The 22100-nt window shown below is 64.0% G+C and carries 16 protein-coding genes; 8 read left to right on the top strand and 8 right to left on the bottom strand.

Going from position 1 to position 22100, the window contains the following annotated elements:
* Nucleotides 1-118 precede the first annotated feature (118 nt).
* Together ACT9T4_RS00630 and ACT9T4_RS00635 are read left to right on the top strand one after the other, a co-directional pair.
* Nucleotides 119-1111: a hypothetical protein gene (locus tag ACT9T4_RS00630; RefSeq protein WP_499115024.1), complete on the top strand. Its 993-nt coding sequence runs from the start codon at nucleotides 119-121 to the stop codon at nucleotides 1109-1111.
* The gene (locus tag ACT9T4_RS00635) at nucleotides 1108-2202 is read left to right on the top strand and encodes a hypothetical protein (RefSeq protein ID WP_499115025.1); all 1095 of its coding nucleotides are present in this window, start codon (nucleotides 1108-1110) and stop codon (nucleotides 2200-2202) included. The genes ACT9T4_RS00630 and ACT9T4_RS00635 overlap by 4 nt, the downstream gene beginning before the upstream one ends.
* A gap of 108 nt (nucleotides 2203-2310) precedes the next feature.
* Here the strand turns inward: ACT9T4_RS00635 and ACT9T4_RS00640 are convergent, their stop codons facing one another.
* On the bottom strand, nucleotides 2311-2775 hold the full coding sequence (locus ACT9T4_RS00640; protein ID WP_499115026.1) for a hypothetical protein: 465 nt from the start codon (nucleotides 2773-2775) through the stop codon (nucleotides 2311-2313).
* A gap of 231 nt (nucleotides 2776-3006) precedes the next feature.
* The gene (locus ACT9T4_RS00645) at nucleotides 3007-3225 is read right to left on the bottom strand and encodes a hypothetical protein (RefSeq protein WP_042551765.1); all 219 of its coding nucleotides are present in this window, start codon (nucleotides 3223-3225) and stop codon (nucleotides 3007-3009) included.
* Between the two features lie 358 nt (nucleotides 3226-3583).
* Between ACT9T4_RS00645 and ACT9T4_RS00650 the strand changes: the two genes are divergently transcribed.
* From ACT9T4_RS00650 to ACT9T4_RS00660, 3 genes are all read left to right on the top strand, one after another.
* A complete protein-coding gene (locus ACT9T4_RS00650) occupies nucleotides 3584-5179 on the top strand; it encodes a YdgA family protein (protein WP_499115027.1) in 1596 nt (531 codons plus the stop codon).
* A gap of 274 nt (nucleotides 5180-5453) precedes the next feature.
* On the top strand, nucleotides 5454-5678 hold the full coding sequence (locus ACT9T4_RS00655; protein ID WP_052493728.1) for a hypothetical protein: 225 nt from the start codon (nucleotides 5454-5456) through the stop codon (nucleotides 5676-5678).
* Nucleotides 5679-5968: 290 nt separating this feature from the next.
* Nucleotides 5969-8062, top strand: a complete 2094-nt coding sequence (locus ACT9T4_RS00660; RefSeq protein ID WP_052493727.1) for a putative bifunctional diguanylate cyclase/phosphodiesterase — start codon at nucleotides 5969-5971, stop codon at nucleotides 8060-8062.
* A gap of 13 nt (nucleotides 8063-8075) precedes the next feature.
* Here ACT9T4_RS00660 and ACT9T4_RS00665 read toward each other — a convergent pair whose 3' ends face one another.
* From ACT9T4_RS00665 to ACT9T4_RS00680, 4 genes are read right to left on the bottom strand one after another with little or no spacing between them, the layout of a single operon-like run.
* Nucleotides 8076-8798, bottom strand: a complete 723-nt coding sequence (locus tag ACT9T4_RS00665; protein WP_042551763.1) for a Crp/Fnr family transcriptional regulator — start codon at nucleotides 8796-8798, stop codon at nucleotides 8076-8078.
* A 15-nt stretch (nucleotides 8799-8813) separates the two neighbouring features.
* Entirely contained in the window at nucleotides 8814-9077 is a 264-nt protein-coding gene (locus tag ACT9T4_RS00670) for a hypothetical protein (protein WP_042551762.1), read from the bottom strand.
* Nucleotides 9078-9102: 25 nt separating this feature from the next.
* Nucleotides 9103-9318: a CsbD family protein gene (locus ACT9T4_RS00675; protein ID WP_042551761.1), complete on the bottom strand. Its 216-nt coding sequence runs from the start codon at nucleotides 9316-9318 to the stop codon at nucleotides 9103-9105.
* Between the two features lie 5 nt (nucleotides 9319-9323).
* Nucleotides 9324-17975, bottom strand: a complete 8652-nt coding sequence (locus ACT9T4_RS00680) for a glycoside hydrolase family 94 protein (protein ID WP_499115028.1) — start codon at nucleotides 17973-17975, stop codon at nucleotides 9324-9326.
* A gap of 388 nt (nucleotides 17976-18363) precedes the next feature.
* Here ACT9T4_RS00680 and ACT9T4_RS00685 point away from each other — a divergent pair, with 388 nt between their 5' ends.
* The 3 genes from ACT9T4_RS00685 (at nucleotide 18364) to ACT9T4_RS00695 (ending at nucleotide 20240) form a co-directional block, all read left to right on the top strand.
* The gene (locus tag ACT9T4_RS00685; protein WP_156152625.1) at nucleotides 18364-18525 is read left to right on the top strand and encodes a hypothetical protein; all 162 of its coding nucleotides are present in this window, start codon (nucleotides 18364-18366) and stop codon (nucleotides 18523-18525) included.
* A gap of 194 nt (nucleotides 18526-18719) precedes the next feature.
* Nucleotides 18720-19100: a hypothetical protein gene (locus ACT9T4_RS00690; protein WP_042551759.1), complete on the top strand. Its 381-nt coding sequence runs from the start codon at nucleotides 18720-18722 to the stop codon at nucleotides 19098-19100.
* A gap of 216 nt (nucleotides 19101-19316) precedes the next feature.
* Nucleotides 19317-20240, top strand: coding sequence for an SDR family oxidoreductase (locus tag ACT9T4_RS00695; protein WP_499115029.1), 924 nt, complete (start codon nucleotides 19317-19319; stop codon nucleotides 20238-20240).
* Nucleotides 20241-20330: 90 nt separating this feature from the next.
* On the opposite strand, the gene ACT9T4_RS00700 is transcribed toward ACT9T4_RS00695, so the two are convergent.
* The gene (locus tag ACT9T4_RS00700; protein WP_499115031.1) at nucleotides 20331-21125 is read right to left on the bottom strand and encodes a molybdate ABC transporter substrate-binding protein; all 795 of its coding nucleotides are present in this window, start codon (nucleotides 21123-21125) and stop codon (nucleotides 20331-20333) included.
* Between the two features lie 134 nt (nucleotides 21126-21259).
* Nucleotides 21260-22027, bottom strand: coding sequence for a type 1 glutamine amidotransferase domain-containing protein (locus ACT9T4_RS00705; protein ID WP_499115032.1), 768 nt, complete (start codon nucleotides 22025-22027; stop codon nucleotides 21260-21262).
* Nucleotides 22028-22100 lie beyond the last annotated feature (73 nt).

Consider the following 22100-nt stretch of genomic DNA (forward strand, 5'->3'; position numbering starts at 1 on the left):
AACATTGCGCTGCTCTAGCTGGATTGGGCCAAGCAAAACACCAGCTCTCACAGTATGATGGCGTATAGCTATGTCGTGCCTTGCGCCGGCATGAGGCTGCGCATCGTCGGGAGAGGGTATGGGCACGGATCCGCTGAGCAGACCGCAACTCAAGGAACTGGTACGGCGAGTCATCGTCGCCCAGGGCAATGCCTTCATCAAGGAGCTGCTGCGTGGCACCGGTGTCAGGATCGGCGCGACCAAGGAAGACTTCGCCGCCAACCTGGATGCGGCCATCGATGCCGATGAGCTGACCCAGGAAACCCTGGAGGCCTGGCTGGCGGAAGTCGAGGGCTGGGGCGATCAGCACCTTTATCTGATCCAGCCACCCCAGGTCGATAGCGGCGCGCTGGCTGCCGGTATCGCGGCCAGCCCCCATGCCGCAGCGCTGCATGCCAGTGCCAGTCTGGACTTCCCCGAGGCCTTGGAGTTGAAGCACATCGACCTGAGCGAGGGCGGACTGTCGATGGTCTGGCACCAGTGCAAGGCGGGCTGGAATCGCTGGAAGCCCAAGGATTTCGTCACCGAGGAAGGGTTGGAGCGTTATCGTTTCGATGCCTATCGGCAGCGGCTGGACCGCAGCGTGGTGCGCTACGAATGGCGCTTCGGCGATCCCTACTGCGCGATCCTCATCCACCGTAACCCCGAGATCGACCACAAGGCCGTGTTCACGGATGTGCGCATGACCCTGGCGGCGATCGGCTGCCCGGACACCGCTGCGCTGCCGATTCCCCTGGACCAGGCGGTGAAGGTGGCGGCGATGAAGGGCAAGGGCGTGCACTCCACTCGCTTCGAACTCGATGGCGGTTATGTGGAAATGGCCTCGACCCTGGCCGAAGGTGGGATCGAAGCCGTGGAGCCGGTGCGCGTGGTGCTGCAGGCCGTGGATACCGGCCAGTTCGACAGGGCCCAGGGCATGCTGCATTTCGCTGCCGAAGAACATGGCACCAGCCGCCGTATCGCCGTTCAGGTCCATGGCCGTGAGGCGCGGCTGCGGATCTGGGCGCAATGCAAGCGCGAGGACATCGTGCGCATCGTCGAGCTGCTCTGGGAGTACAACAACGCGCCATGAGCCCCTCACTGCACAGCCGCTGGCAAGCGGAGATCGACCGGCGCCTGGAGCAGGGCGTCGAACTCGAGTTCACCCTCGCGCAGTTCGCCGGCGCGGTGGATGCCCCGGACAGCGATGCAAGCCTGCTGGCGTTCCTGGATAGTCTGGTGGCATCAACGGCTGCCCGCACAATCGAGGCCTATCGCTGCCCGGTACGCGGCTGCGGCCGAGTCCTGCCACCTGGCGAACCGCCTGCGTCATGCCCTTATTGCCATACCGACTATCTGCTGGAAGGCTGCGAGGCCGTCGTCGAGCATTTCTATCGGCTGCTGGGCCAGACCAGTCGCGATATCCGCTGGGTGATCGTCATCCATGGCATGAACAGCCGCGCCAAATGGCAGGAAGAGTTCAGTTGGGAAATCGCCAATCGCCTCAGCTATTCCGCCCCCGTGCTCATCTACAAATACGGCTGGGCGACCATCGATGTGTTCACGCGCTGGCTGCACCGCCGACTCGCCAGGCGGCTGGGAGAGCGAATGAGGATCGCCATCCGGCAGGCGGAGAAAAGCCAGCTGCCCGCTCAGCCGGACATCATCGCCCACAGTTTTGGCACGCTGTTGCTGTCGCGCGTGCTGGAGGACGCGGATTTCGCCGACCTGAAATTCGGCCGCATCATCACCGCAGCGAGCATCGTGCGGCCTGATTTCGACTGGGATCGGCTCGTCGCCGAGGGCCGGGTGGAAGCGGTGCTCAACCATGTCGGCGGCCAGGATGGTGCGGTGCCCTACGCGCAATACGCCATTCCCGGGGCAGGGCCTGGCGGCGTGGCAGGTTACGACGCGCAGGCGGTTCTCAACGTGCGCACTGACACCTACCGCCACTCGGGCTTCTTCATCCCGGAAAATTTGCGCGTGCTGATATCGCGTGAGGGACTGTGGCACGGCTTTCTGACCCGCCCGCTAGCGCATTTCAGACCGCCTGGCCGCTTCGTACCCGAGTCACCATGGCGCCCGGCCCCGCTGCCGGCGCGCATCCCCACACGCCTGTTGGCCTATGTGGTGTTCTGCCTGCTGGCGCCGTTCTCTTGGCTGCGTCGGCGGCTCGATCCCTGATCGAGGCTCGAGAACATCGTTGCGCGATAGCGGCAACGACCGAACGCCAGAGGTCTTGCGATCCTCTGGCGTTCGACGGGGAGCAGGGGCTGCGGGTGCGCCCCGGTATCAGTTGCTCGGCCGCTGCTTGGTCGAGTCCAGCTCGGCCTTGCTGGCGGTGGTGATCTCGGTGATTTGCGCGGACTTGGCGATCGCGTAGTCGAAGGTGTCCTGCATCTTGGCGATGGCTTCGGTCGAGGTGCCCTTGAGCCCGCCACTGGCTGCCCAGTCGAGGTTCCAGACCCCGGAGAGATCGTCCGCGCCGGCCACGTCATGGGTCTCGATGGCGGTGAATACGTCAGGATGGCGCTGCATGTACTTGGCCGCCTCGACGACGTCACTGGGCACCTTGCCCGAGGTGTCGTTGGCCAGTTGCGAGACTTCCTGTTTGGTAATCGCACCATTGCCGTTCTGGCGCATGTAGTCGGCCAGGGTTTTGCTGGACTTGGCGATGTCCAGCTTCGCATCGAATACCGATGTCGACGAACTCGGAGTATTCGGGTTACCGCCAGTCGGTGAAACGGTAGTAGACATCGGCCCTGCTCCCTCAGTGGATTGATGACGCGTGGCAGCGATACTGCCTTCACCACGGACGTTATCAGCAAGCAAATGGCCACTGCGTGTCGCCTTCACAGCAATTCGCAACTGCACGAAGATTTCACAGCGTTTCACAGGTTGCGCACGTGACGAGCGCCAGATCGACGGGCGCAGTTCCGTCCATCGAGTGGCCCTGCGATCTCCCGTTGCCCGCAACGGATGGCCGCGCTAGATGCGTGGTGCGCTCTTCACGGTCGACAGCGCTCGTTCGATGGCCTCGTGTGGCGTCGTGGCGTGGGGCTGCTCGACGTAGTTGTACTTGCTGTTATCGAGAATCAGCATCTGCGCTTTCTTGGTCAGCTTGTCGACGTCATAACCCAGGTCGATACAGGCCCCCAAAACGGCCAACATGGCCTGCTCCAGCACCATCTCACTCTGCGTAGCCATATCTGCACCTCGATCAGGGCCCGTAGCCGGCCGGAAGAAAGGCTCGAAAGGATTCGAGCGCTACTGGTGAGGTATGACTGCGCACGAACCAGAAGGATTCAGCTCATATCGACGCGAAATGAAGTTTGCCGATGAAGCGTCATGCCGCTGGCTCGCCGCGGCTGCCAATGGCCCTTTCCGGTCGACCAGCAGCGCCGCTGCGGCAGTCCCGGTGGATGAGAATAGCGAGCGATCGCACAGTGCCGCGGGCCGCATGGTGCTAACATTCGCGCCGCCTTTCGCAGTGCCGCGCTCGTCGCGTAGGGGTTATTGCCAGGAAGGCTCTCCATCCACATCACGGACATGCATTGAGCAGACGATGAAAAAAATTGCAGGAATAGCGGTAGGCGTAGTGGTAGCCGTTGGCGTGCTCAGCACCGCCGGTGCCTGGTACACCGGCACTCAGTTGCCGGGTGTTTTGCAGAACGCCATTGCAGAAGCCAACCAGCAGAGCCAGGACGCGCTGCTCGGTTCGGGCGCCACCGCCAAGCTGGAGCTGGTGTCGCTGGAAACCCGCCTGTTCACCAGCACCGCTCGCTACCGCCTCACCTTCGACGCGCCGGACAAGGAAAACCTCCCCAGACACATGGAAGTGCTGCTGGTGGACAACATCGAGCACGGTCCGCTGCCTGCGTCGCGCCTCAAACGCCTCAATCTGTGGCCGGTCATGGCTGCCAGCAACTACGCACTGGAAGCCAACGAATACACCCAGAAGTGGTTCGATGCCGCCAAGGGCGCTGCGCCGCTCACCGGTCAGGGCAGCCTGGGCTACGACGGATCCACCAGCGGTACGCTGGTGCTCACCCCGCTGGACTTCGCGCCGACGCCGACCTCCACGGTCAAGTTCTCCGGGCTGACTCTGGACGGCGAAGCCAGCAAGCATGCGGTCGCATTCAAGGCCGTTGGCGCCATGGACAGCCTGCTCGTGACCGCGACCGACAGCGAGGGCGCCCCCATTCAGGTCGAGCTGCGGGGCCTGACCCTGGACAGCGACCAGAAGCGCGGCAGCGGCGATTTCTACCTCGGTGACAGCGCCCTCAAACTGGCTACCGCGCAGATCAAGGTCGGCGACAAACCCCCGGTGCTGGTCAAGGACATCGCCCAGTTCGGCAGCCTGCAGGAAACCGGCAATGTGCTTGGTGGGCGCATGGGTTATGACATCGGCATGGTCAGCTACGACGGCAAGGACCTCGCCGGCATGCACATGCTCTGGTCGTTGCAGAATTTCGATGCCGCTGCGGTGCAATCCTTGCTCGAGCTGTATCGCGACAAGCTCAAGCCCATCCAGGAGGCTCAGGCCCTGGGTGAGGATGGGCCGGATCTGGCGTTGTCGCCCGAGGACGAAACGCGTCTGAAGGCCGATCTGGAAAAGCTGCTGGCCGCCAAGCCACAGATCGCCCTGGAAAAATTCAGCGTCAAGACCACCAACGGCGAAGCATCGCTGAGCATGGCGCTGGACCTGGCCAAGCCCGAGTCGTTCGAGCAGACGCCAGACCAGATCGCCAAACAGATGATCGCCAAGCTGGATGCCAAGCTGTCCATCGCCAAGGCCATCATCGGTGATGGCGTCCGTGCCCAGGCCCTGATCGAAGGTCAAACCGACGCCAAGGCCATCGAAGACCAGGCGGCCATGTTCACCGAAATGGGCAGCGGCATGGCCCTCGGTACCGGCCTGCTGACCCTGGAAGGCGACACCCTGCAGTCGTCGCTGCACTATGCCAACGACAAGGTGACCTTCAACGGCCAGGACATGACCGTCGAAGAGTTCGCCATGTTCGTCATGTCCAAGGCCAATGGCCTGGGCGGTGGCGCTCTGGGTGGTGACGATCAGTCGCAATACGACGACGCCGAACAAGCCTACCCCGAAGGTGGCATCGGCGAGGAAGACTACGACGAAGACGACGCGCAGCAATAAGCGCGCGTGGCTCGCGAAGGGCATCAGGCTCGTGAGCAGCATGGAAAAGGCCAGTCATTCGACTGGCCTTTTTCGTGGGCGCTGGTGCGACGCCAGCAGACCTTTGGCGATTCAGCGGGCTGCTCGTGTCCAGAGCATGAGATGTCTGGTCGTGCGCGTATTTGGCCATGCTGCTATTTCCGCCAGCCGGTGCCGTGATCCCCTGAACCTCTCCTGACGTGCACCTCTCGGATGTCATGAGGCCAAATCGTTGGCTTCATCAGAGGTACGCATCATGAACGTCAATGTTACCGACAATGCATGTGACTCGACTCGCGCCACCTATCAGGACGTCCTCAGCGGAGCGGGTTCGTTGCGTGCTCAGCGGCCCATGGAGGAAGACGATGAGCCATTGGAGCAGGACCCGGGTTGGAACACCGACGCCCAGCCGGATGAGTTGCCGCAAGAGCAGCCCGAAGAGCTGCCTCAGGATCCGGGTAGCAGGCAGAGCGAGATCTGACTGATTCTCCTGCGACTACAACGCCCCGCGAACGCCCGGCCAGCAGCCGGGCGTTCGCATTCGAAATCGACCGCTCGGCTGCTGGCCGTGGCTTAAGCGCGTCAGCGCACGGACCGTACCCCGCGAATCTGTAATGTTGCAGAGCAAGGATAATTGGCCTACACCCTGTGTCCGCAAAGCGAGCATAAGCGCTCGGGCAACTCAAGGAGCAGGCTGGGCTGCGTCGCAGTGATGCGTCAGCCTGGCTCTGCAGTTGCACCGCAATGGAATCTGCACGGGAGTGGGGCGTGATGAGCTACCGGGTTCTGCTGGTCGCTGAAGTGGAGCTGTTCAAGGGTTTGCAGGCCGCGTTGAGCGAGTCGCGGGACGATTCGTTCGACTGCGTGGGAGTCGCCAGTCTGTCGGCGGCCGACACTCGCCTCAAGCAGCGCGGTATCGATGCGGTATTGCTGGATGTCAGCCTGCTTGGCGGAGCCAGCCGCGCGCTATGTTCGCGGATGTTCGCGTCGGCGGCGGACGTCCCTGTGTTGCTGCTCGGCGAACCGGACAACACGGGGCTGGCGCGCCAGGCTCAACGCTGGGGAGCTCGCGGCTATGTGCTCAAGGGGCAGACCGGCAGTGGCCTGCTGGCCCGCACGGTAAGCGCGGCCATCCACCGGCAATTGGCTGAAATGCATCGCCTGAGTGCCCGGTCGCGCGCCGAGATCACCCTGGATTGCCTCGGCGACGCGGTGATCGGCACCGATGTCTGTGGCCAGGTGGATTACCTCAATCGCGCCGCCGAGCGTCTGACCGGCTACCAGCGTACGGAGGCCCTGGGCCGGCCCATCGCCGAGGTGATGACGTTGCTCGACGGGGTCACCCGGACTGCCTGCCACAACCCTGTCGAGCGGTTGCTGCGGCGTAGCCAGCGTACGCCAACGGCAGGCAGTACGTTGTTGATGCATAGCGATGGCAGCACCCTGGCCATCGAACAGTCGGCAACCTCGATCCGTGACGGCAAGGGCCCTATCAGCGGTACGGTGACCGTGTTCCGCGACGTCAGTGCCGCCCACGCCATCGCCGCCAGAATGTCGCACCTGGCGCAGCACGACGACCTCACCCAGTTGCCCAACCGCGCATTGCTCAACGACCGTATCCACCAGGCGATCAGCCTCTCCCGGCGCACCGGTAATGCGGTGGCGGTGATGTTTCTCGATCTGGATCACTTCAAGAGCATCAACGACTCACTCGGTCATCACCTCGGTGACAAGTTGCTGCAGGCCGTGGCCCAGCGGCTGTCGGCCTGCGTGCGCGGCTCCGATACGGTGAGCCGTAATGGCGGCGACGAGTTCGTGGTGCTGCTGGCCGGTGATAGCAACGAAAGCAGTGCAGGGCTCACCGCCCGCAAGATCCGCGACGCCCTGCAGATCCCGTATTTCCTCGAAGAGCAACGTCTGCAGATCACCTGCAGCATCGGCATCAGCCTGTATCCCAGCGATGCAGGCGATGCCGAGGCACTGTTGAGAAATGCCGACCAGGCCATGTACTGCGCCAAGGAGAGCGGGCGCAACCAGTATCTGTTCTTTCAGCACGACATGGAGCAGCGCGCCAGCGAGCGCCAGATGGTGGAGCGCGGCTTGCACCAGGCCATCGAACAACGGCAATTACGGCTCTACTATCAGCCTCAGGTGGATCTGCGCAGCGGGCGCATAACCGGTGCCGAGGCGTTGTTGCGCTGGCTGCATCCGCAGTGGGGGCTGACCCTGCCGGAGCGCTTCGTGCCGATTGCCGAGGCCAGTGGCGTGATGGTCCGCCTGGGGCGCTGGGTGCTGCAAGAAGCCTGTCGGCAGGTCGTACGCTGGGAGGCTCAAGGCATCCGCCTGGAAGCGATTTCGGTGAACGTCTCGGCAGCCGAGTTCCGTCATCCTGCCTTCGTTGCCGGGGTGTGCGAAGAGCTGGCCGCCTGCGGTTTGCAGCCTGGGCGCCTGCACCTGGAGTTCACCGAGAGCGTGCTGATGCACGATGCCCAGGCGAGCCAGCGGGTGTTGGGGCAGCTCAAGGAGCTTGGGGTACGGTTGAGCATCGACGATTTTGGCACTGGCTATTCGTGCCTGAGCCTGTTGCTGCTGTTGCCCATGGATTCGCTGAAGATCGATCAGCGCTTCATTGCCGCGATCACTGCGTCGGGCGGCAGCGATCCCATCGCCCGGGCGCTGATCGCCATCGCCACCAGCCTTAAACTCAAGGTAGTGGCCGAGGGGGTCGAGACCTCTGCGCAACTGGCCTTTCTCGATGCTGCCCATTGCGACGAAGGGCAGGGACACCTGTTCAGCGCAGCGCTGAGCGAAGAGCACTTCACCACTCTGATGCAGTCATCGCGGCCGTTGCACCTTCAGCCGTGAGCGCTGCAGCGCGTCATTGGCGCATCGGCATGTAGGACAGCAGGCGGTCGGTTTCCTTTTTCACCACCGCATAGCATTCGCAGCTCATCTGTTCGAGTCGTTTGCGATTGAGCACGGTGATATGCCCGCGGCTGTACTCGATCACGCCCTGGCGCTGCAGCTTGCCGGCGGCCTCGGTAACACCTTCGCGGCGTACGCCGAGCATGTTGGCGATCAGCTCCTGGGTCATGGTCAACTGGTTGCCGGGCAGGCGATCGAGTGACAGCAACAGCCAGCGGCACAATTGCTGGTCGATCGAATGGTGACGGTTGCACACGGCGGTCTGCGACATCTGGGTGATCAGTGCCTGGGTGTAGCGCAGCATCAGTACCAGCATTTCCCCGTGGCGATTGAACTCGTCCTTCAGGCGCTGCCCTTGCAGGCGATAGGCGTAACCACCGCTTTGCACCACGGCACGGCTAGGGGTGCTTTCGCCGCCCATGAACAGTGAGATACCGACCAAGCCTTCGTTACCCACCACGGAGATTTCCGCAGAGGCGCCGCTTTCCATGACATTGAGCAGGGAGATGATGGAGTCGGTCGGGAAGTACACGTGGCGCACGGACTCGCCAGACTCATAGAGCACCTGTCCGAGCGGCAGGTGAACATGTTCCAGGTGTGAAAAGAGCCTCTGCTGGACTTCACCAGGCAGAGCTGCCAACAAGTGGTTCTGCTGCGGTATGCAGTCTTCGGGCATGAAATCCCTTATGAATTATTCGAGTGAGCTCCTCACTATACGCCCGGCCAGCGCGCCGCTCCGTTCGCTGCCGTACATAGTGCCGCAATCGCTCTGCAGCAAGTGCTCGACGCTGATCAGATCCTGGCCACCGTCTAGCAACCGCTGATAGCGCTCGACCAGGCCCGACGAGGCCTGAACGTGAGTGATGGTAGCCGAATCGTCCGGTCGGGCATCGCGCCGAGTCATCCGGATGATGTTGCCCGAACTGTTGGCAATGACGAAGTAGGTGTCGAGCATGCTGATTCCTCGAATGGATTGCCGGTCAGGTCATGCGGTGCCGCTCGAAGAAGCTGACGATCTGCTTGCGCGCCTCGTCGTGGGTCATGTCGTAGCGTTTCTGGATCAGGTTGGTGAGCTTGTCCAGGTCGCCGCCGGACTTGAGCAACTCATCCAGCGTCAGTTCATCCCATACGATCCGCGCCAGGCCTGCCAATAGCCGCCATTTTCCCTTGATGATTTCGGTCAGTGGTCTGTTCATGTTCGCTACTCCGGTAGCTGGTTCGGTTGAGCGATCACCCTGACAGGTTTATCGGTATCCGTCGGTGTGCCAGACCCCTTAAGGTGCCCCTTGTGAGGCCACTGAATATCGACCTGATGATCCTGGTCATCGTCGACCAGGGTGATGCTGTCGCCCTGGACCGCGATGCCGTCCAGGTGCAGGGTCGAGTCGGCGGCATCCGTGCAGCACAGGGTGATGCGGTAGCACGACGAGCCGAAGCGGTAGTGCAGGCTGAATCCGCGCCAGTCCGCCGGCAGCACCGGTTGCATGCGCAACTGCGTACCGTTGCGCTGCAGACCGAGCAGCGACTCGACGATCAGCCGGTACATCCAGCCGGCCGAACCGGTGTACCAGCTCCAGCCGCCACGTCCCTCATGGGGCGGCATGCCATACACGTCGGCGGCCACCACATAGGGCTCGACCTTGTAGGTGGCAATGGTTGCGGCACTGTTGCCGTGGCTGACCGGATTGATCAGGCGCAGCAGCTCCCATGCCCGTGCGCTGTCGCCCAGTTCGGCGAAGGCCATGCTCGCCCACACCGCGGCGTGGGTGTACTGGCCGCCATTCTCGCGCACGCCAGGTACGTAGCCCTTGATGTAGCCAGGGTCGAGCACGCCGTGGTCGAAGGGGGGCGCAAGCAGTTGCACCAGGCCGATGTCGCGGCGCAGCAGGTGCCGCTCCAGTGAGTCCATGGCCGTGCGCTGGCGCCCATCGGGTGCCGCGCCGGACAGCACCGACCAGCTTTGCGCGATGGAGTCGATGCGGCACTCGTCGTTGCCGGTCGAGCCCAATGGCGTGCCATCGTCGAAATAGGCCCGGCGATACCACTCGCCATCCCAGGCGTGGGCATCGAGGCTCAGGCGCAAGGCATCGGCGTGCTCGTCGCAGCGTCTGGCGAACTCGGCGTCACCGTTGAGCAGGGCTGTGGTGGCGAAGCGGCGCAGCACGTCGTAGCCGAAGAAGCCGAGCCAGACGCTTTCGCCCTTGCCCCCTTCGCCGACGCGGTTCATGCCGTCGTTCCAGTCGCCGTGGCCCATCAGCGGCAGGCCGTGAACGCCCCGTGCCAGGCTGTGCTCGATGGCTCTCACGCAGTGCTGGTACAGGGTTTCCTGCAGGGCAGAGTGGTGCGGCAGGTCGTAATAGGACTCCTCGCCGCTGTTGAGCAAACGGCCTTCCAGGTAGCCCACGGTTTCCCCCAGCACCGTGTGATCGCCGCTGACCTGAACGTAGCGGCTGGTCGCCTGGGCCAGCCACAGGTAGTCGTCGGAGCAGCCGGTGCGCACACCGCGATCCAGTGGCGGGTGCCACCAGTGCTGTACATCGCCTTCGATGAACTGGTGGGCGGCGCACAGCAGCAGGTGCCGGCGAACCGCGGCCGGGTCGGCATGCAGCATGGCCATGCTGTCCTGCAACTGATCACGGAAGCCGAAGGCGCCACCGGACTGGTAGTAACCGCTGCGCGCCCAGAAGCGGCAGGCGATCACCTGATACATCAGCCAGCCATTGACCAGCACGTCCACGGCCGGCTCCGGGGTTTCGATCCGCACCTTTCCCAGGGTGTCCTGCCAATGCTCGCGCACCCGCTGCAGTTCGACCTGGGCGACGTTGCCGCCGCGCATGCGCTGCACCAGGCGCGAAGCGGTCTTGGCGTCCTGGGCGGCGCCCAGGCGGAAGGTCACGCTGCGCTGCTCGTCGGCAGCCAGTTGCAGATTTGCGCGCAGCGCCGCGCACGGGTCGAGCCCCGGGCCGCTGCGCCCTGACAGGTGCGGCTGGGCCATGGCCGCAGGGGCGCTCAGGTGGCCGTTACGGCCGATGAAGTCGCAGCGCCCGGCGGTGCTGCTGGCCAGCGGTGCGTCGACATCGAAGAAGGCCACCCGGCCAGGGAATTCGATGGAGTAGGCATTGCGAGCGAACAGCGCACCGCTGTTCGGATCGGCCTCGCTGACCACGTGCATGGAAGATTTTTCCCGCAGGTCGCCCAGTACCCAGGCCACGTAGCCGGTGACCGACAGGCGCCGTGCTCGGCCGGAGACATTATGGATTTTCAGGTGCGAGAACTTCACCGGATCCTGCAGCGATACGTAGACCCACAGCTCGCTGCGAATCCCGCCTTCCTCGTGTTCGAAGACGCTGTAGCCGAAACCGTGACGGGTCACGTAAGCGCCCTTGCCAGGGCGTGGTAGCGGGGTTGGCGACCAGTAGTGGCCGCTGTCTTCATCGCGCAGGTAGATGGCCTCGTCGCCCGGGTCGCTGACCGGGTCGTTGCGCCATGGCGTGAGGCGGAATTCGTGGGCGTTCTCATGCCAGGTGTAGGCGCTGCCGCTTTCCGAAATCACGCTGCCGAAGTTCGGGTTGGCCAGCACGTTGACCCAGGGCGCCGGGGTCGGCTGACCGGCTTGGCAATGAATGACGTATTCCTTGCCATCGGCGCTGAAACCGCCATGGGGGTTGCTCAGGATCAGCGACGAGTCAGCCAGCGGAACCACCACTGGCGGCGCCGGCCTGGGCAGCAGGCGGGCATCGAAGGCCGGCATGGCGGGCTCTGCCCGACGCCGATGAATCTGTTCGGCGAGGCTGCCGCGTTCGTCGCTGAGCACCAGATGGGCCACGGCCAGCATCAGCACGCGATCTTCATTGGAGAGTTGCTGGGCCGGGCGCACGAAAATACCGCCAGGCCGGTCCAGCAGGTGCGCCTCGCTGCCCGAGGTCACCAGGCCCATGATCACGTCCTGCAGATCCTGCCGGTAACCGGCCTGGTCCTCGTTCCAGATCACCAGGTCGACGATCAGGCCCTTGTGCCGCCAGTAGGCGTGGGCCTGCACCAACTGGCGCACCAGGTCGATATGCGCGGTGGCGGAAATCTGCAGCAGCACGATGGGCCGGTCACCGGAAATCGCCTGGCCCCACAGGCCGCTCTGGTTGCGCTGGTTGGCGGCCAGCACGCCCGGTGCGGCGCGCAGCGAGGGGTTGGTATAGATGATCGACGCGGCCATCTGCTCGAACAGACGGGCCTCGGCATGGGAGGTGTTGAGCTGGCGCAGCAGCACCTGGCTGTGGGTCCAGGCCAGGTCGAAGACACGGTCGGCCAGGTGCCGATCGCGGTACTTGTTGATCAACTGCAGGCAACCGTCACGGCTGTCACTGACGCCGGTCACCAAGTCGATGGTGGCGGTCTGGCCAGGCTCCAGGGTGATCCGGCAGCGGATCGAGACGATCGGATCGAGCACCGCACCCGCGGTGCCGGACAGCGTCTCGTTGTCCATCGCGGTGGGGTGCGTCAGGTTGCGCCCGCGACCGATGAAGCGGGCGCGGTCGGTTTCGTAGGAGATCGCCGCGATGTCCACCTCGTGGGCGGCCAGCAGGTGGCACAGCCACGGCACCTTTTCCTCGCTCGAACGTGGCCGCCGGCTGCACAGAATCGCCTGCAGCTCACTGAGCAGTTCGCTCTGTACGAACAGCTTGCTGAAGGCCGGATGCAGGGCGTCACTGAGGGCCGGTGCCAGCACCACTTCGGCGTAGCTGGTGAGCTCCAGGGTACGGCGCTGCGCACCCCGGTTGCTGATGTGCAGGCGCCGCAGTTCGATGTCGTCTTCGGGTGAGACGACGATCTCGGTGTGGGCGTCGAAGTCCCGTTCGCGCACGCGGAATTCGGCCCGCGCATCGGTGAAGATCGCCTCGAAGCTTTGCGTCGTGCGCAAGGTCGGCTGGTGCGCCGAGGACCAGAAATCCCCGCTGTCGACATCCCGCAGGTAGCAGAAGGTGCCGGTGTTGTCGCAGGTTATGTCCTCGTGCCAGCGGGTGACCGCCATATCGTCGCGGCGGCTGTAACCACCACCGGCATTGCTGATCATCACGTGGTAACGGCCGTTGGAGAGCAGTTGTACGGCGGGGTGTCGGCGCCCCGGGTCGGTGTAGACCCGCAGCTTGTTCTCGTTGACCCGGGCGACCTTGCCCTCCAGCGAGGCATTGGCGGTGTGCAGGTATTGCGCGGCGCTTTTCGGCACCCGTTCCTGCAGCAGCAGGGCGGTGGCCTGGAACTGCGGGTCGGCCTCGAAGCGGCGCTGCATCGGGCGATCGAGCAGCACATGGGTCAATGACAGCAGGCTCATGCCCTGATGGTGCGCCATGAAGGACTGGATCAGCGCAGCGTTCTGCCCCGGTGGCAGCCGGGCACTGGTGAAATCGATGGCTTCGTACAGACCATAGCGGCCAGCCATGCCCATGCCTGCCAGGCGCTGGAGGTTCTTGCAGGCCGCTTCCGGGGCTACCATCAGCGCCAGCACCGAGGCATAGGGGGCCATCACCACGTCTTCGCCAAGGCCGCGCTTGAGACCCAGGCCGGGTACGCCGAAGGCCCGGTACTGATAGTTCAGTTGGGCGTCCAGAGTGCTGTAGCCGGACTCGGACACGCCCCAGGGCAGGCCCAGTTGCTGGCCGTATTCGATCTGCCGGGCTACGGCGGCGCGGCAGGTCTGGTCGAGCAGGGTACCGGCATAGCTGGGCATGACCAGCATCGGCATCAGGTACTCGAACATCGAGCCGGTCCAGGACAGTAGCACCGGGACCCCGCCGTTGCTGGTCAGCAGCCGGCCCAGGGTGAACCAGCTGTCCTGAGGCAGCTGTCCCTGGGCGATGACCACGAAATTGGTCAGCCGCGCTTCCGAGGCCAGCAGGTCGTAGTAGGCGCCGTCCAGGCGCTGGTCATCGGCGTTGTAACCGATGGCCAGGAGCTCGCGTTGCGCGTCGTACAGGAAGGTGAAGTCCATGTCCGCCAGCTCGGCCGCCAGATCCGCCAGGCGCAGCGCCGTGGCGATGCGCTCGCTGGCGTGGGCGCTCACCGCGCGGACCTGGGCCTGTTCGGCTGCCGGCCATTGCGTGGCATCGAGCTGTGCCAGCTCATGCCAGCTGGCCGAGGCCAGTGGCTTGCCGGGTAGGGTCAGGCAGGCCAGTTCACTGTGCAGATCCTGGCAATGAGCGAGCAGCGCCTGGCGCCAGTAGTCGGCCTCGACAGCCGTTGAAAGAGCGGGTTGCAGGCCCTGGGCGAGGGCGATCAGGCGCTGCAGTACCGCACTGATATCGGCCAGGCTCTGCGCGTCGAGGGCAGGTGTCGTGGCCAGCTCGCTGAACGCCTCGTCGAGCAGGTGCTCGTCCAGCCCGCCCGCCAGCATTGCCTCATGCAGCACGCCCAGGCTGTCTGCCAGACCGATGCGCCAGTTCGGGCTGAGCAAGGCCGCTTTTGGCAACTCGTACAGGCCTGGCCGCAGGGTCAGCAGCAAACCGGCCAGGTTGCCGCTGTCCACGGTGGACACGTAGCGGGGCGGCAGCGGTTGCAGGGTCTGAGTGTCGTACCAGTTGTAGAAGTGGCGGCGATGACGCTCCAGCCGCGACATGCTGGTCAGGGCGCTATCAAGGCGTGCGAGCAGGCGACCGCCACTGAGGTAGGCGAAGTCGTGAGCGGCCAGGTGCGAAAGCAGTGCCATGCCCATGTTGGTTGGCGAGGTTCGGTGGGCGGTTACCGCAGTCGGCCGTTCCTGGATGTTGTCCGGTGGCAGCCAGTTGTCCGCAGGGCCGACATGATCGTCGAAGAAAGCCCAGGTCTTGCGTGCCAGGCGGCGCAGAAACTGTTGCTCTTCGAGCGATGGGGCGAACAGCACATGGGCCGCCGGCCTGCTCAGCCAGCAGGCGATGGCCGGGGCCAGCAACCAGGCCAGCAGGAGGGGCGCGGCGATTGCCAGCGTCACCGGCTGGCCGAGCAGCGCGATGGCCACGGCGACCGCCAGCAGCGGCGCCACCCACATCAGCCGATACAGGCCAGACAGGTCATTGTTGCTGCTGCGCTCCACTTCTCGGGAGGGGTTCCATTGCAGCAGGTGGCGCTGGCTGATGGTCATGCGCCACAGCGTGCGGGCGATGGCATCCAGGCTGCTGAAGGCCTCGAACGGCAGCCACACCAGCGTCAGCAGCGCACGACCGAAGTGCTGCGCCGCATCGCGCAGGGTTACCTTCAGGTGCTGGCCGAGGTTGATGTCATGGGCTTTGTGCAGCACATCCAGCAGGGTGCTGATCAACGGCTGGGCGATGATCAGCAGCAATACCCCCAGGCTCCACTGCAACGGCTGTGAACTGGCCAACCAGCCCCACAGCAACATGCACAGAAAGGCCGCTGGCTCGAGGCTGCGGCGCAGGTTGTCGACGATCTTCCAGCAGGCCAGGTTGGTCAGACGGTTCTGCTCCAGGCCACCACCGGGTTTCGGTGTCCAGGGCATCAGCCACGGCAGCAACTGCCAGTCTCCACGGATCCAGCGATGCCGACGTTTGGCATCGGCGCTGTAGCGCGCCGGGTGTTCTTCATACAGCTGTACGTCGCTGATCAGCCCGGAGCGGGCGTAGCAGCCCTCGATCAGGTCATGGCTGAGAATGCGGTTGTCGGGAAAGCAGCCCTGCAGGGCCTGCTCGAAGGCATCCACGGCGTAGATACCCTTGCCGATGAACGAGCCGTTGCCGAACAGGTCCTGATACACGTCGGATACCGAGCGGGTGTAGGGGTCCACCCCCGCATCGCTACCGAACAGCTGGGCGTAGGCGGAGCGGGCGATGCTCGGCAGGCTGATGCCCACACGGGGTTGCAGGATGGCGTAGCCACTGACGATGCGGCGTTGCTGCGCATCGAAGCGGGCCTGGTTGAGCGGATGGCAGATGGCGCCGAGGAACTGCCGGGCCACATCGCGCGGCAGCTGGGTGTCGGTGTCCAGGGCGATGACGTAGTTGACCTCCGGCAGCGCGGCGATATCGCCGACGATCAGGGAAAACCGGTCGTGGCCATGACCACGCAACAGCGCATTGAGCTCGGCGATCTTGCCGCGCTTGCGCTCATGGCCCATCCAGCGTTGTTCGGTGGCGTTCCAGCGTCGTGGGCGATGCAGCAGGAAGAAGCGCGACGCGCCAGTTTCGGGGTATTTCAGATTCAGCGCATCGACCGCCAGGCTGGCCTGTTGCAGCAAGGGCGCATCGCCGTCGAGCACCTCGCTCTGGGCATCCATGAAATCGGTGAGCAGGGCGAAATACAGGTTGGCATCCCGGTTGGCGAGGAAGCGTATCTCCATGCCATCCACCAGTTCTTCCACGTCCTGAGCGCTGCCGATCAGCGTTGGCACCACTACCAGCGTACGTGCCTGGGGGGGAATGCCGGCGCTGTAATCCAGGCGTGGCAGGATGTCTGGTGGCAGGCTGAGGGTCACCAGCCGGTTGACCAGCGCGATGGCCAGGTGGCTGGTCATCACCAGTGTCGGTACGCTGAGCGACAACAACGTCCACAGGCCCCAGCCGTCGGCGCGCAGCATGCCGTAGAACGGCCAGGCCAGCAGCGCGCTGAGCAGCACCACCGGGGTCATGAAGAAAACCAGCGGCGACTTGCGCAACACGCGCCGACAGCGCTCGGCCAGGGAGCGTCGCGCACCCAGTTGCCGCTCCAGATCGGCCAACCCCGGGCCCAGCAGGTAGAAGCCGACGTGGCTCATCAGGGGTTCATGATCCGGTGCCGCGCGGCACAGGGCGATGGCGGCGCGGGCGATGTCGATCTCCGAGTGCGGACAGCTGCGCGCCAGGCGCTCGACGGCATGCCGGTAGTGGTCGCGGGTGGCGAAATCCATGCAGGCGTAGACCGCAGATGGATCTTCGCCAAGGGTGTGTTCGACACCGCTCATGTGCTCGACGAACTCGCGCCAGTCGGTGGCCGAGAGCAGGCGCAGGCTGTTGATGCTGTTGCTGATCGACACCTGCTCCGTGGCCTGCAACTGAGCGTCGAGGTGAATCAGGCGCTCCACGCTCTGGCCAGACTCGGCCAGGGCCTGCTCGACCCAGGTCATCGGCAGAATCAGTGCGGTGCTCTGGCCCTGCAGGCGCCGCGCCAGTTCGGCCACGAAGGCACTGGTCATCGGCGGTGCCGAACGTGCCAGGTCGGCAACCAGCAGCACCACGCTCTTGGCGTCGCGTTCTGCGGTGGCAATCAGGCGATCCGCCCAGTCATTGGCCAGGTTGCGGTCGTTCCAGTTGGCCATCACCCGTGAAGCGACCCGGCGCAGGTTCTCGATCAATGCCAGGCGCAACATGATGGGAATGCCCCACAGCTCGCCCAGCGTCAGCGGTGTGACCACCTGATAGGCGGCCACGAAGCGGCTCAGGCTGTCGCTGTCGACCCGGCCGTCACCGTGGGCAATGGTTTCCAGGGCGATGTCGTAGACCCGCGGCAAGGTACGCGAGGGCCCATCATCCAGGCCGGGCAATTCGCGGCAGTAGCCTTTGGGTAGATGTTTCTGCGCCGTGCGTATCTGCTCCTCGACCAGGTAGAAGTTGTCCAACAGCCACTCCGCAGCCGGCGTCGCGCGACGGTTGGAGAGCGCTGCCACGGTCATGGCCTGGCAACTGCTGGCCAGCACTGCAGCATTCTCGGCGAGTCGGTGAAGCAGGGCGTCGGAGGTGGAGTCGCGGCTAAGGTGATGCTGGCGGGCCAGGTGGGCACCGTGGGTGGCCATCTGTTCTGCGCTGAACAGTTCCGCGCGCAGGGCCGGCTCGTACTCGAAGGTGCGGGGCGCGGGCCGCCACAACCGTTGGATTGCTCGAAGCCATTGCCTGTCCATGTTTTCCTTGGCGTGCAACGTGAAACGCGGGCAACGTTGCAGTGATGCGTGTCACGCAAGCGCTGCGGGCGTGACGAGTGAGGAGGGTGCAGAGAGGCAGTGTGAAATTCTCCCGGTAGGGCGTCTGTCTGCTGGCACACATAGCGGTGGCCCTGGCCGTTGCGCTTGGCCACCGGCCGTCCGATAGACCGCCGTGGCCACATTCTCTGCAGCTGGCGGCCCAGTTGGCGCTGGGTGGAAAAAGGCCGTTGCAGTGAGGCAATCGTGCCTCTTCGAGTGATGGCCTATTGCGCGGCAAGGGAGTATTGCTGGCGCGCCGGCAACCAGCCGGCACACGCAAAGGAGCTACACGATGGGCACCAGAGGATTGGTCAGGCTTATAAGCGTCATGAGCTTCACGTCCGCGATACTTTCCGGCTTTGCCGTTTACTGGGCGCACCAGGCCTACGTATCGGCGGCTCGAACCAACCTTGCCGCACTCTCCGCCAGCGAAAATGCCCTGACCGCCGCTGCTTCCTGCCAGGAAGGCACCTTGCTGCTTTCGCGCTGAGCTCGCTCATACCGTCGCGCACCGGTAGGCCCCACTCCCTCGGAGCCTGATCGGCCATGCAAACCGTCGCCTGTGCTTTAGCGCATCGATACCCAGAACCGCGAGCTTGCGCATCCAAGCGGATCTCCAGACGATGTCAGGCGCTTCGGTTCTGCAAGCCTTATGCTAAAGGCTGCACGCTCGGAGATTCGCTCATGCGCAAGCAGTATCACTTTCGTGAAAGCAAAGACGGCCTGCTGGCCTGGGATGTCCACCGCCTGATCGACCTTGCCAAAGGCATAGCGCCCGGCCCCGTCGATCTGTCCGCGATCAGGGAAGTCGACGAGCCCTATTGGTTCGACGCCGAAGATCCGCCCCCCACGTGCCGTGACCTGATCGAGCACATGCGGCTCGTCGACGCCACGGACCTGGCCTATCCGATCATTCTTTCACCTGACGGACGGGTCATGGATGGAATGCATCGCGTGGCCAAGGCCTTGCTACAAAACCAGCGCCGCATCATGGCCGTACGCCTGCCAAGCATGCCCGAGCCGGATTACATTGGCGTCGACCCGGACGACCTGCCGTACGACTGATCGCTGTGCAAAACGCAGCCTGTGGTTGAGCGTAGCGATGCCCAGCACGGCGCAAGCAGCACACGCCGATTGATTAGCTCTGCTCATAGGCCCTTGCCGGTTTGCCTGGCTAGTCCGGGCCGACGTCCTCGCTTAACGTTCTTCATCCGCATTGCAGTCACTGGCCAGCCGTTGAGTGCAGCGCATCCTGCCTTTCGCTCACACGGGGTACGCTCGATGAATCGACTCACCATTCAATACGGCATGACGTTGCTGCTGGCGATGTTCGCGGAAATCGCCATGGCAGGATCGACCGCGCCGCAGGCCGCCCCGAAGGCCAATGAAAGCCGCGCCGCCACTGAGCGGGAATCCGAAGAGGGGGGCGCCAGCGGTGCGCAAACGCCTGTGGTCCTGGTCGTGGGGGCCAGTGGAAGCATCGGCCGACTGGCGGTGGCAGAGGCGTTCAGGCGCGGCTACGAGACGCGCGCACTGGTGCGTGACCCCGGCCAGGCCGAGCTGTTTCCTGCCGGGGTGAAGGTCGTGGTCGGTGACCTGACTCGCGCCGAGACGCTGCCGGAGGCTGTCGCCGGCATCAGCGCGGTCATCTTCACCCATGGCATCAGCGGCAATGATCCGAGTGGTGCGGAGGCGGTGAACTATGGGGCGGTGCGTAACGTTCTCGCCGTGTTGCAGGCGCCTGTGCGCATCGCCCTGATGACCACCGTCGGCGTCACCAAGCCCACAGTCGGGCATGACTGGAAACGTCGCGGAGAACGCCTGGTGCGTGCCAGCGGGCTGCATTACACCATCGTGCGGCCTGGCTGGTTCGACTACAACGCGGCCGATCAGCAACGCCTGGTCTTGCGCCAGGGCGATACGCACTGGTCCAGTTCACCATCCGATGGCGTGGTGGCTCGTGCGCAGATCGCCGAGGTGCTCGTCGCGTCCCTGACCTCGCCCAGCGCGAACCGCAAGACCTTCGAACTGGTCGCCGAGCGTGGTGCCGCTCAAACGGATCTCGAGCCGCTGTTCTCGGCTCTGCCGGCAGACCCAGCAACGGGTTACGACGCCGTCGGTGATCAGGACAACCTGCCGCTGAGCGAAGAGCCGGACAGGGTCGTCCAGGCGCTCGATGCTGTCAGCGTGCAGTTCGACGAGTGATCCCCATGCGGCTGCGCGCGCAGTGAAGGTTTTCGATCACTCTGGTCATGAAGAATGTACGTCAAGATCGGCAGTTGCCGGTGTAGGCATTCATTGCTCGAGCTGCTCCAGGCCGAGAGGCGTGAATCCTGATGCTTTCAGCACGTAGGCTGCTTCAGGGCTTTGCAGGAACGCGATGAAAGACTGCGCCGATGCAGGTTGAGCTGCAGCAGTCGTTACCGCTGCCGCAATGATGTTCACCCGTTGAAGCTCTTCGGGAAGGGGACCGACGACGTCGATTCCCGGCACGGCCAGAAGCTCGCTCATCTGCTGCAACCCGACCTCGGCATCACCGCGCAGCAGGGCGTCGCCAACCAGCTCGGGAGCCTCGATGACGATGCTTCTGGGCTTCAACCTGTCGGCTATTCCCAGTTCAGGGAGCAGAGTGCGCTGCACGTAAACCCCGCTCACACCGCTCGAAAAGGCCAAGGACCTGGCGGCCAGCAAGGTGTGCCGCAAGTCTTCGATACTGCCGATCTCAGGCCGTGGCGTACCCGCTCTGACCGCCAGGCCCAGCCGGGAGCTGGCCAGGCTGGTGGCGGTTTCGGGGCGCAGGTGGCCCTGTTCGATCTGTTCATTCAGGGCGTCGGCAATCATCACCACCAGGTCAGCGGCCTGCCCATTTCCAAGGCGTATGGGGAGCGCATCGGCGCTGGCTCCATACGAGGCGCCCCAGGAAAAAAACAATCGATCACCGGTGGTTCTTTCGAATTCAGGTGCCAGCTTCATGAACACCGGCTGCAGGGCCGTGGAGGCCAGGACGTTTATATCCGCGGCGTGGAGGCTTGCGCCCGAAAACAGCATGGCCAGAATGCCCGGTACAACCGCTCGACTCAGCTGACGCATTTCATGTTCCTTGGGTAATCGTCGCCCCTATCCGTTGCAGATGGGGGCGAACGGTCAGGTGAGAGCGGGAGGGCGAGTCGGCATCGCGTCGCCCTTGCTCAGGTCGTCAGGCCCACTTGTGGAGCTGAGGCAGGTCACCGCTTGGCTTTGAGCGCCGTGACGATGGCTTCGCCGAACGATTTGGCGGAGGTCGGGTTCTGGCCGGTAATCAGACGCCCGTCGACCACCACTTTATTTTCGAAGATCGGTGCTTCTTCGAAGGTGGCCCCGGCTTTCTTCAACGCTCCTTCGAGCTCGAAGGGGACGATCTTGTCGTAGTCGCGCGAGCGCTCTTCCTCGGCCGTGAAGCCCGTGACACGGCGGCCGCTCAACAGGCTCTTGCCGTTACCGAGCTTCACGTCGAGCAGGCCTGCAGGCCCGTGGCAAACAGCGCTGACGATACCGTCGTTCTCATAGATGGCGGCCACGATGCCGCTCAGCTCCGGGTTGTTGACGAAGTCCCACATGGGGCCATGGCCACCGACCAGCAAGATCGCATCGTACTTCGACGCATCGACATCCGAGAGCTTGAGGGTGTTGCCCAGCTTGTTGCGGTGTTGCGGGTTGGTCCAGAACTTCAGAGTCGCCTGATCACTCAGGTCGAAGCCATCGAACGGAGCGAAGCCGCTTTTCGGGCTGGCGAGATCGTAATCGATGCCGGCCTCATCGAAGACTTCGACCGGGTGGGTCAGCTCGGGAAACCAGAAACCGCCGACCAGGGTCTCGGTCTTTTTGTCCAGGCTCGATACCACGATCAGAATCCTGTCAGCCTGTTCGCTTTCCTCGGCGATGGCGGCCGTGCTGGACACGGCGAGTGAGATGACCGCTGCGGCGAGACCGAGCAAGCGCTTGCGAATAGCCATGTGAATTCCTTCGAATGGTGGGGGTGAGCTCACTCTATCCAAGATGAAATCACGCCAGTAGCTGGCCAAATCC

The organism is Pseudomonas sp. SZ40, from assembly GCF_052958135.1.

What these genes read in the sequence shown, in the direction of transcription:
- ACT9T4_RS00695 (WP_499115029.1), top strand. Translation starts at nt 19,317, where the DNA reads ATGAATCGACTCACCATTCAATACGGCATGACGTTGCTGCTGGCGATG.
- ACT9T4_RS00680 (WP_499115028.1), bottom strand. Translation starts at nt 17,975, where the DNA reads ATGGACAGGCAATGGCTTCGAGCAATCCAACGGTTGTGGCGGCCCGCG.
- ACT9T4_RS00705 (WP_499115032.1), bottom strand. Translation starts at nt 22,027, where the DNA reads ATGGCTATTCGCAAGCGCTTGCTCGGTCTCGCCGCAGCGGTCATCTCA.
- ACT9T4_RS00690 (WP_042551759.1), top strand. Translation starts at nt 18,720, where the DNA reads ATGCGCAAGCAGTATCACTTTCGTGAAAGCAAAGACGGCCTGCTGGCC.
- ACT9T4_RS00645 (WP_042551765.1), bottom strand. Translation starts at nt 3,225, where the DNA reads ATGGCTACGCAGAGTGAGATGGTGCTGGAGCAGGCCATGTTGGCCGTT.
- ACT9T4_RS00650 (WP_499115027.1), top strand. Translation starts at nt 3,584, where the DNA reads ATGAAAAAAATTGCAGGAATAGCGGTAGGCGTAGTGGTAGCCGTTGGC.
- ACT9T4_RS00630 (WP_499115024.1), top strand. Translation starts at nt 119, where the DNA reads ATGGGCACGGATCCGCTGAGCAGACCGCAACTCAAGGAACTGGTACGG.
- ACT9T4_RS00665 (WP_042551763.1), bottom strand. Translation starts at nt 8,798, where the DNA reads ATGCCCGAAGACTGCATACCGCAGCAGAACCACTTGTTGGCAGCTCTG.
- ACT9T4_RS00655 (WP_052493728.1), top strand. Translation starts at nt 5,454, where the DNA reads ATGAACGTCAATGTTACCGACAATGCATGTGACTCGACTCGCGCCACC.
- ACT9T4_RS00640 (WP_499115026.1), bottom strand. Translation starts at nt 2,775, where the DNA reads ATGTCTACTACCGTTTCACCGACTGGCGGTAACCCGAATACTCCGAGT.
- ACT9T4_RS00685 (WP_156152625.1), top strand. Translation starts at nt 18,364, where the DNA reads ATGAGCTTCACGTCCGCGATACTTTCCGGCTTTGCCGTTTACTGGGCG.
- ACT9T4_RS00635 (WP_499115025.1), top strand. Translation starts at nt 1,108, where the DNA reads ATGAGCCCCTCACTGCACAGCCGCTGGCAAGCGGAGATCGACCGGCGC.
- ACT9T4_RS00660 (WP_052493727.1), top strand. Translation starts at nt 5,969, where the DNA reads ATGAGCTACCGGGTTCTGCTGGTCGCTGAAGTGGAGCTGTTCAAGGGT.
- ACT9T4_RS00670 (WP_042551762.1), bottom strand. Translation starts at nt 9,077, where the DNA reads ATGCTCGACACCTACTTCGTCATTGCCAACAGTTCGGGCAACATCATC.
- ACT9T4_RS00700 (WP_499115031.1), bottom strand. Translation starts at nt 21,125, where the DNA reads ATGCGTCAGCTGAGTCGAGCGGTTGTACCGGGCATTCTGGCCATGCTG.
- ACT9T4_RS00675 (WP_042551761.1), bottom strand. Translation starts at nt 9,318, where the DNA reads ATGAACAGACCACTGACCGAAATCATCAAGGGAAAATGGCGGCTATTG.